Source organism: Methanocorpusculum petauri (genome assembly GCF_026891975.1).
GTDB lineage: Archaea > Halobacteriota > Methanomicrobia > Methanomicrobiales > Methanocorpusculaceae > Methanocorpusculum > Methanocorpusculum petauri.
Genome location: NZ_JAPTGB010000024.1, coordinates 21,599 through 28,265 on the forward strand (window position 1 = coordinate 21,599; position 6,667 = coordinate 28,265).

The window sequence follows — 6,667 nt, forward strand, 5'->3', positions numbered from 1 at the left end:
CTGCGGAAAGCAAAATCTCCTGTATTTTTTTCGGAAGAGTACCTGCGAAATCTTTTCGGGGTATCATTCAAACAAAACAGTATGGGTCAGACGACACTTTGTCCGGCTTTCCTCAAAAGTGTCCCGAGTTGCAGGATCAAAAATATCTGAAGAAAAATATTTGACTTTGGTTACTCCCAGTACAACCACCGCGAAAGAGTCCCGAATTATTCAATCAAAATCCCGTCAAACATTCTGAACAAGTTTAGACTTTTGGAGCAGGGCAACTTTGTCCACAATTCATATATACCGTTCCCGTCGACACTCACCTATTGTCTTACGGGCAGCGATACATATTTCTCGTACAATAACTGTGGTCTGCCCGACCGGCATGGAATAATTGTAACGTGGTGAGTTCTATGAACAAAATACAAACTGCCAGACTGAGCATAATCCTCCTTTCTCTGATTTATTTCCTGCCGGTTCTTACCGTACTTCTGATGCTGAACTCTGTACCGTTTCAGGAACTGCCTGCCCTTATTTATCTGGTCCTTCTTGCTATCGTTATCCTCCCCATCCTCTCAGCAGCAGGAACGTGCCTTTATGTCAAAACCTGTCGTCCCCGACGGAAAATAATTCTCATTGCTGTTGTTGCTGTCTTTTTTTCTGTCCTCTTCCTGATCTACGTTCTCCTTACCGGGGGAAAGGTATCCGCTATCATAAGCAGTGCAACCCTGTTTCTCGCTTTCCTCTATCCTGTGCTTATGCTCTTTTTCGTTCCCGCATGGTTCACTATTCCGGGACTGGATAAACCTGCCCGTATTCCGCAGATCCTTGGCATCCTCACGCCGGTCTTTGGTATACTTTTCACGTACTTTTACTTTCAGGTTCCGGACTGTCCGGTTGGTGAGACTATCCCTGCTTTTGCTGTTGCGGCAGTTCCCGTTTTCTTCTTTGCCGCAGCAGCCGCAGGTATCCTTGCCGGAATTCTTCTTCTTATCCGGGGAGGGACCTGTCCGGAAATTTCTTCTCCTTCCTCCTCTGAGCGCACACCTTAATTGCTCATACACACTATTATAATAGATGCAGGTCCGGAGCTGACCCGCAGGAACCCTACCGTGTAGGGAGGTGTGTATGAACAAACAGATGAACACAACCACAGAAGGACGGTAGCACCGATGAAAAGCATCGTCCCTTTCATCTCGGCAACCGTTGCCGCATTCATCATTTATCTGGTATTATCCATTGGAAGTGCCGGAGAAACGAACTCGATTCTCCTCTGGTCAGTACCCGAACTCATAATAGGACTAATCCTTTCGATTATTACCGGGCTGCTATGCCGCAAGCTCTGGCAGGGAAAACGCTACACTATGGCTAACCCCCTTCGCTGGCTGCTGCTTGTCGTCTATATCATTCCGTTTGTAATCGAACTGATTATCGCAAACCTGACCGTTGCATGGAAGATCATCACCGGCAGAAATATCAGGCCGGGCATCGTCAAACTCACGCCTGGCCTGAAGACGGATGCCGGAGCGCTCCTGCTCTCGGCATCCATCACGTTTCAGCCGGGAACCGCAACCGTTGACATCAACGAAAAAACCCGCGAGATGTACATCCACTGCCTTGATGTCGGTGATGCGCCCATGAAGTGCAGAGAACCCGGCAAAATCTTTGCCAGAATTGATCTCGCCAAATGGATCCGGAGGATCACCGAATGATCGATATCTTCATGATAGCTGCCATCATCTTCGTTCTCCTCATCTTTGCATGCGGAGTGCGGATGTGGCTTGGCCCGACCAATGCCGATCGGATGCTTGCGCTTGACGTCATCAATGCTCTTGTGGTCATCATCATGATCATTCTTTCCATCCGGTTTGCGCAGCCCGGGTTCATCGATGTTGCAATCGTGTACGCCCTGCTCTCCTTTGTCGGCACACTCTACGTTGCAAAGCTCATCAGAGGTGATCTCGAATGATCGAAACAGTAATCATCATCTTTGTTCTGCTGTCACTGTTCTTCAGCATTCTCGGCGTGATCGGTCTGTTCCGGTTCCCGGACTTTTACACCAGAATCCATGCCGCAGGACTCGTCGGAAGTTTTGGTGTACTGTTTGCCGGATGTGCCGTACTCCTGTATGCGTACACGCTCTGGGCCGCCGGAGAGGAAGCCTGGTTCAACTACGGGGCACACGTCCTTCTGGCACTTGTGGTCGTTGTTGTTACCGCAACCACCTCAACACATGCTATTGCCCGCAGTGCGTATCGGAGCGGCAACACGCCGAAAGTGCATGTAATCGACGCGCTGGAAGAGGACGAACCAAAGATGATGGCACAGGAGGAGGCACGCAAATGATTGAACTTTTCCCGTCCTACTATGCGGTTCTGCACATCCTGTTCCTTGCCGCTATGATTCTCTGTGCGGTTGCCGTCTTCATCTTAAAGGATCTCATCGCCGCAGCAATTGCGTTCGCCGCGTTCAGTTTCCTTCTGGCGCTTGAGTTCTTCATCCTGCAGGCTCCGGACGTCGCAATTGCGGAGGCTGCAATCGGGGCAGGAATTTCCACTGCCATTCTCATCATCGCTATTCGCGGAACAACCCGCGAGGAGGGAGAGTAAGATGGCACGATGCTCGGTTCCGCCCAAGCTTGCGATCTTTTTGATCATCGCTGTCACCCTTATCCTGCTCCTGCCGGCGTTCGGCCTCTCGTTCGGCCATCCGGCTGCGTCGGGTACTGATCAGTATTATCTCGACCACTCGCAGGAACAGACCGGTTCCAACAACGTTGTAACCGCAATCGTGTTTGATTTCCGCGGATTTGATACGCTCGGTGAAGCAACCGTGCTGTTCATCGCGGTTCTTGGTGTTGCCATGCTTTTCAGGAGGACACATTAAATGGTTACCGGACTTATCGGACGAACCGCAGGACGCCTGCTTGTTCCGTTCATCTTTATCTTCGGCTTCTACATCGTAGCCCACGGCCACCTCTCGCCCGGCGGGGGATTCCAGGGCGGGGCGGTGATCGCAACCGGTGTGGCCCTTGTTCTTGTCTGTTACTACTACCGCGAGTGCATGGAGCATTTCATCGAGGCAAAGAACTTCAAACTCATCGAGTCGGCAGGTCTTATCCTCTTCATCTGTACTGCACTTGCCGGTCTTGTGCTTGCCTCTTCGTTCTTCTTCAACTGGCTCAACGCCAGCGGAGGTCTGTTCGGTAATGCGGTTTCGTACGGTGTGAACGCAGGCGATCTCTTTACCGCAGGCATTATTCCGGTACTGAACTTTGCTGTCGGTATTGAGGTCTTCGGCGGTCTGTCGGTTGTTCTGCTCTACATGTTTGCCGGTCTCAAAGAGACGACGAAGGAAGAGGATGATGCCGAACCGCACGAGTTTGCCCAGACGGAGGAGCTGCCATGATCGCAAATCTTCCGTTTATCGCGGTTGCGCTTCTGATCGGTATCGCGTTTGCGATGATTCTTCTGAAGCGCAATATGATCAAGATGATCATGGGGCTTGGGATTCTGGAAGGGGCGGTAAACCTTTTCCTGGTCAGCCTCGGGTACCGTGAAGACGGTATTGCGCCGATCTTTACGGGTGCGCCGGCAGATGCCGCTATGGTGATGCCGACCGTTCAGGCACTGACTTTGACGAACATTGTTATCGGCGTTGCGACAACCGCGCTGATGCTGGTCTTTGTGATGCTCATTTACAAGAAGTACGGTACCGTGAATGCGAATGAGATGCGGAGGCTTAAGGAATGAACGCAGATGTTCTTTTCGCCAACCTTCCGGCACTGCTGATAGCAGTGCCTTTGTTCGGCGCATTCCTGACGCCGGTCTTCGGCAGGTTCCTGCCGAAGGTCCGGGATGCATGGGTGATTTTTGCCTCCTTTGTTTCGTCAGCGGTTGCGCTGCTGCTCGCGGCAAAGGTATATGCACAGGGTGCAATCGTCTATGTGTTCGGTGCTGCTCCCGGAACGGGAGCAGTGCCGGTTGATTCGGGCGGAATTCCGATCCGTATTCTCTTCAACATCGACGGGTTCGGGGCGTTCATGCTCGTATCCGCTGCGATTGTTTCCTTTGCGGTGATTCTCTACCTCACGGTTTCGCAGAGCAGACGTAGTTCCCGTTCCGAGTTCTATGCCCTTTACCTTTTGCTGGTCGCAGGGGTTTTCGGCATGGTCTCAACGGGGGATATGTTCAACTTCTTCGTCTTCCTTGAGATCAATTCGCTTGCGGCTTCGGCATTAATCGCCTATCACCGGAACGGCGGTCTTGCTGCGGAGGGTGCACTGAAGTATTTAATCGTTAATACCGTCGGCAGTCTGATGATTCTGTTTGCGATCGGTCTTTTGTATGCGCAGTACAACTCGCTCAATATGGCGGTCATTGCAAACCAGCTTTCCCTGACAACGCTGAATCTGCTTGCTCTTGTTCTCTTCATTGCAGGACTTGCAACCAAAGCCGGAGCGGTGCCGTTCCACTTTGCAACGCCTGATGCCTACTCGGTCGCGCCGTCAGGCGTGACGGCTCTGATGATTGTGGCGAGTCAGGCAGGTCTCTACGGGATGTTCCGGATTCTGTTCTCGGTGTACGGCGGCGTTTTCACGTCGGCTACCGTGGGCTGGATTGTGATCGTCCTTGGTGTTCTTTCGATGTTCATCGGGGTAACTATGGCAATTCCGCAGAAGGATATCAAGCGGCTGCTGTCTTACCATGCGGTTTCACAGACCGGTTATATGCTGCTTGGTGTGGGTGTTGCGCTTGCGGTGCTCGGTGACGTGACGCTGACGAATGCGTTTGGTCAGATGGCAATGGAGGGAGGTCTTTTCCATATCATTAACCACGCGATGTACAAGGGACTGCTGTTCCTCGCGGTCGGTGCGGTGATTTACCGTACCGGCGTGTGGAACTTAAATGAGATGGGAGGTCTCGGCCACAAAATGAAGTGGACGATGATCTTTTTCTTAATCGGTGCTCTGGCGATCGCAGGCATTCCGCCGTTTAACGGATTTGCTTCGAAGCTGATGATCTATGAGTCAACGTTTGCGTTTAATCCGGCAGTCGCGATTATTGCGATGGTCGTGAGTGTCCTGACGCTTGCTTCGTTCATGAAGGTGTTCCATTCGGTCTTTATGGGGCCGGAACTTCCGGAGTATGCGGGCGTGCGAGAGGTGCCGAAGCGGATGCTTGCCGGTATGGCGATTCTTGCGGTGTTTGTTGTTGCGTTTGGTCTTGTGCCGGACCTTGTGGTTGATACGCTGATTACCCCTGCGGCGGATGCTCTGCTGCATCAGGGGCAGTATGTTCTGTCGGTTCTTGGAGGCGGATTATGATTGGAACACTGATGACCGGGTTCGGGGTATGGAATCCTCTGATCTGGGTTATTGTTATTGCGGTTGCGCTGTTGTTCTCCTGGCTTCTGTGGAGATGCGGCGAGGCGGATTATGAGGAGAACACTGAACAGACAACTCCGTATCTGTCCGGAAATGCCGAGCCGGAGAAAGGCGATGTCCATATCCGTGCCGGCAATATGTACTGGGGATTTACGGCGGCGCTTAAGGCATACTACAGCCGCCTGATTCCGCTGCATTCGGGAATTGTGAACGATTATGTTTCCTGGTTCCTGATAGGCGTCGTGGTTCTCTTCGTGGTGGTGATTCTTGTATGAAGCTGACACGGTCGCTGAATCGTTCGCTGTGGGTGTTCCATTTCAACAGCGGATCGTGTAACGGATGTGATATTGAGATTGTGGCAACCCTTACGCCCCGTTATGATCCGGAACGGTTTGGTGTGAAGCTGGTGGGTTCTCCGCGGCATGCGGATGTTCTGCTGGTGACGGGTCCTGTTACGAATCAGATGGCCGACCGGCTGCGGCGGGTGTATGCCCAGATGCCGGGGCCGAAGGTGGTGATGGTGGTTGGTACCTGCGGTCAGTCAGGCGGTGTGTTCAGTACGTCCTACAATCTTGCAGGTCCGGTTGATCAGATTATTCCGGTGGACGTGTATGTTCCGGGCTGTGCTCCGCGACCGGAGGCGATCATTCAGGGTGTGGTGACCGCGATTGCGAAACTTGAAAGACTCGAAGGAGGTGCGAAATAATGACGGATGATATTCTTCCGGCGGCTGCGGTGGCCGGACGACTGACGGAGGCGCTCGGGGATGCGGTGATTGATTCCCGCATTCAGATCAGAGCGGAGGGTAAGGAGAAACGGGAGAACACCAATATCTGGATTACCATCCGGCGCGATGCGGTGCATGCTGCGGTTGCGGCGCTGATGCAGATCTGGTATCCGCATCTTTCCTGTATTGCAGGGTATGATAAGGGTGCGGACTCTCCCGATCTGCGGGTCCAGTACATCTTTTCGATCTACGGGGGCGTTGCTGCGTCAGAGTGTATGGTGATCTTTTCGCTGGATGTGCCGAAGGCTGATCCCCGTCTTCCGACGATCACGGACCTTCTGGAGGGTGCGGCGTTTACGGAGCGGGAGAAGACGGAGTATCTCGGTATCACTATTGAGGGTCTTCCTTCTGCTGCGCACCGGTTTTTCCTGCCGCAGGATTTCCCGGATGATGTGTATCCGCTCCGTAAGGATGACAAGAAGATTCCGGATTCGATGGTTAAGGACCTGTGGGCGTGGGGGGGGGGGGGGGGGGGGGGGGGGGGGGGGGGGGGGGGGGGGGGGGGGGGG

12 protein-coding genes are annotated in these 6,667 nt (G+C 53.0%); all 12 read left to right on the top strand.

Features of this window, described 5'->3' with window-relative positions:
• Positions 1-398 precede the first annotated feature (398 nt).
• Positions 399-1,037, top strand: coding sequence for a hypothetical protein (locus O0S10_RS09490; protein WP_268925639.1), 639 nt, complete (start codon positions 399-401; stop codon positions 1,035-1,037).
• A gap of 120 nt (positions 1,038-1,157) precedes the next feature.
• Complete coding sequence (locus O0S10_RS09495) at positions 1,158-1,697, top strand: Na+/H+ antiporter subunit E (protein WP_268925640.1); 540 nt, start codon at positions 1,158-1,160, stop codon at positions 1,695-1,697.
• Positions 1,694-1,954 carry a cation:proton antiporter gene (locus O0S10_RS09500; RefSeq protein WP_268925641.1) on the top strand — a complete coding sequence of 87 codons (261 nt, stop codon included), beginning with the start codon at positions 1,694-1,696 and terminating at the stop codon, positions 1,952-1,954. Before O0S10_RS09495 ends, O0S10_RS09500 begins: the two co-directional genes overlap by 4 nt.
• On the top strand, positions 1,951-2,331 hold the full coding sequence (mnhG, locus tag O0S10_RS09505) for a monovalent cation/H(+) antiporter subunit G (RefSeq protein WP_268925643.1): 381 nt from the start codon (positions 1,951-1,953) through the stop codon (positions 2,329-2,331). Before O0S10_RS09500 ends, mnhG begins: the two co-directional genes overlap by 4 nt.
• Positions 2,328-2,594, top strand: coding sequence for a hydrogenase subunit MbhD domain-containing protein (locus O0S10_RS09510; RefSeq protein WP_268925644.1), 267 nt, complete (start codon positions 2,328-2,330; stop codon positions 2,592-2,594). The genes mnhG and O0S10_RS09510 overlap by 4 nt, the downstream gene beginning before the upstream one ends.
• Before the next feature lies 1 nt (position 2,595).
• Entirely contained in the window at positions 2,596-2,871 is a 276-nt protein-coding gene (mbhE, locus tag O0S10_RS09515; protein WP_268925645.1) for a hydrogen gas-evolving membrane-bound hydrogenase subunit E, read from the top strand.
• Entirely contained in the window at positions 2,872-3,393 is a 522-nt protein-coding gene (locus tag O0S10_RS09520; protein ID WP_268925646.1) for a Na(+)/H(+) antiporter subunit B, read from the top strand.
• Positions 3,390-3,737 carry a sodium:proton antiporter gene (locus O0S10_RS09525; RefSeq protein ID WP_268925647.1) on the top strand — a complete coding sequence of 116 codons (348 nt, stop codon included), beginning with the start codon at positions 3,390-3,392 and terminating at the stop codon, positions 3,735-3,737. Before O0S10_RS09520 ends, O0S10_RS09525 begins: the two co-directional genes overlap by 4 nt.
• Positions 3,734-5,311, top strand: a complete 1,578-nt coding sequence (locus O0S10_RS09530) for a proton-conducting transporter transmembrane domain-containing protein (RefSeq protein ID WP_268925648.1) — start codon at positions 3,734-3,736, stop codon at positions 5,309-5,311. Before O0S10_RS09525 ends, O0S10_RS09530 begins: the two co-directional genes overlap by 4 nt.
• Positions 5,308-5,646 carry a membrane-bound hydrogenase complex subunit MbhI gene (mbhI, locus tag O0S10_RS09535; protein WP_268925649.1) on the top strand — a complete coding sequence of 113 codons (339 nt, stop codon included), beginning with the start codon at positions 5,308-5,310 and terminating at the stop codon, positions 5,644-5,646. The genes O0S10_RS09530 and mbhI overlap by 4 nt, the downstream gene beginning before the upstream one ends.
• Positions 5,643-6,077 carry an NADH-quinone oxidoreductase subunit B family protein gene (locus O0S10_RS09540; protein ID WP_268925650.1) on the top strand — a complete coding sequence of 145 codons (435 nt, stop codon included), beginning with the start codon at positions 5,643-5,645 and terminating at the stop codon, positions 6,075-6,077. The genes mbhI and O0S10_RS09540 overlap by 4 nt, the downstream gene beginning before the upstream one ends.
• Positions 6,077-6,667: NADH-quinone oxidoreductase subunit C (locus O0S10_RS09545; RefSeq protein WP_268925651.1), on the top strand; the 591-nt coding region annotated here is incomplete at its 3' end. The genes O0S10_RS09540 and O0S10_RS09545, both read left to right, overlap by 1 nt.

Excerpts from the sequence above, each read along its gene's own strand:
- mbhE (WP_268925645.1), top strand. The coding sequence starts at position 2,596 with ATGGCACGATGCTCGGTTCCGCCCAAGCTTGCGATCTTTTTGATCATC.
- O0S10_RS09530 (WP_268925648.1), top strand. The coding sequence starts at position 3,734 with ATGAACGCAGATGTTCTTTTCGCCAACCTTCCGGCACTGCTGATAGCA.
- O0S10_RS09500 (WP_268925641.1), top strand. The coding sequence starts at position 1,694 with ATGATCGATATCTTCATGATAGCTGCCATCATCTTCGTTCTCCTCATC.
- mnhG (WP_268925643.1), top strand. The coding sequence starts at position 1,951 with ATGATCGAAACAGTAATCATCATCTTTGTTCTGCTGTCACTGTTCTTC.
- O0S10_RS09525 (WP_268925647.1), top strand. The coding sequence starts at position 3,390 with ATGATCGCAAATCTTCCGTTTATCGCGGTTGCGCTTCTGATCGGTATC.
- O0S10_RS09540 (WP_268925650.1), top strand. The coding sequence starts at position 5,643 with ATGAAGCTGACACGGTCGCTGAATCGTTCGCTGTGGGTGTTCCATTTC.
- O0S10_RS09520 (WP_268925646.1), top strand. The coding sequence starts at position 2,872 with ATGGTTACCGGACTTATCGGACGAACCGCAGGACGCCTGCTTGTTCCG.
- O0S10_RS09490 (WP_268925639.1), top strand. The coding sequence starts at position 399 with ATGAACAAAATACAAACTGCCAGACTGAGCATAATCCTCCTTTCTCTG.
- O0S10_RS09495 (WP_268925640.1), top strand. The coding sequence starts at position 1,158 with ATGAAAAGCATCGTCCCTTTCATCTCGGCAACCGTTGCCGCATTCATC.
- O0S10_RS09510 (WP_268925644.1), top strand. The coding sequence starts at position 2,328 with ATGATTGAACTTTTCCCGTCCTACTATGCGGTTCTGCACATCCTGTTC.
- mbhI (WP_268925649.1), top strand. The coding sequence starts at position 5,308 with ATGATTGGAACACTGATGACCGGGTTCGGGGTATGGAATCCTCTGATC.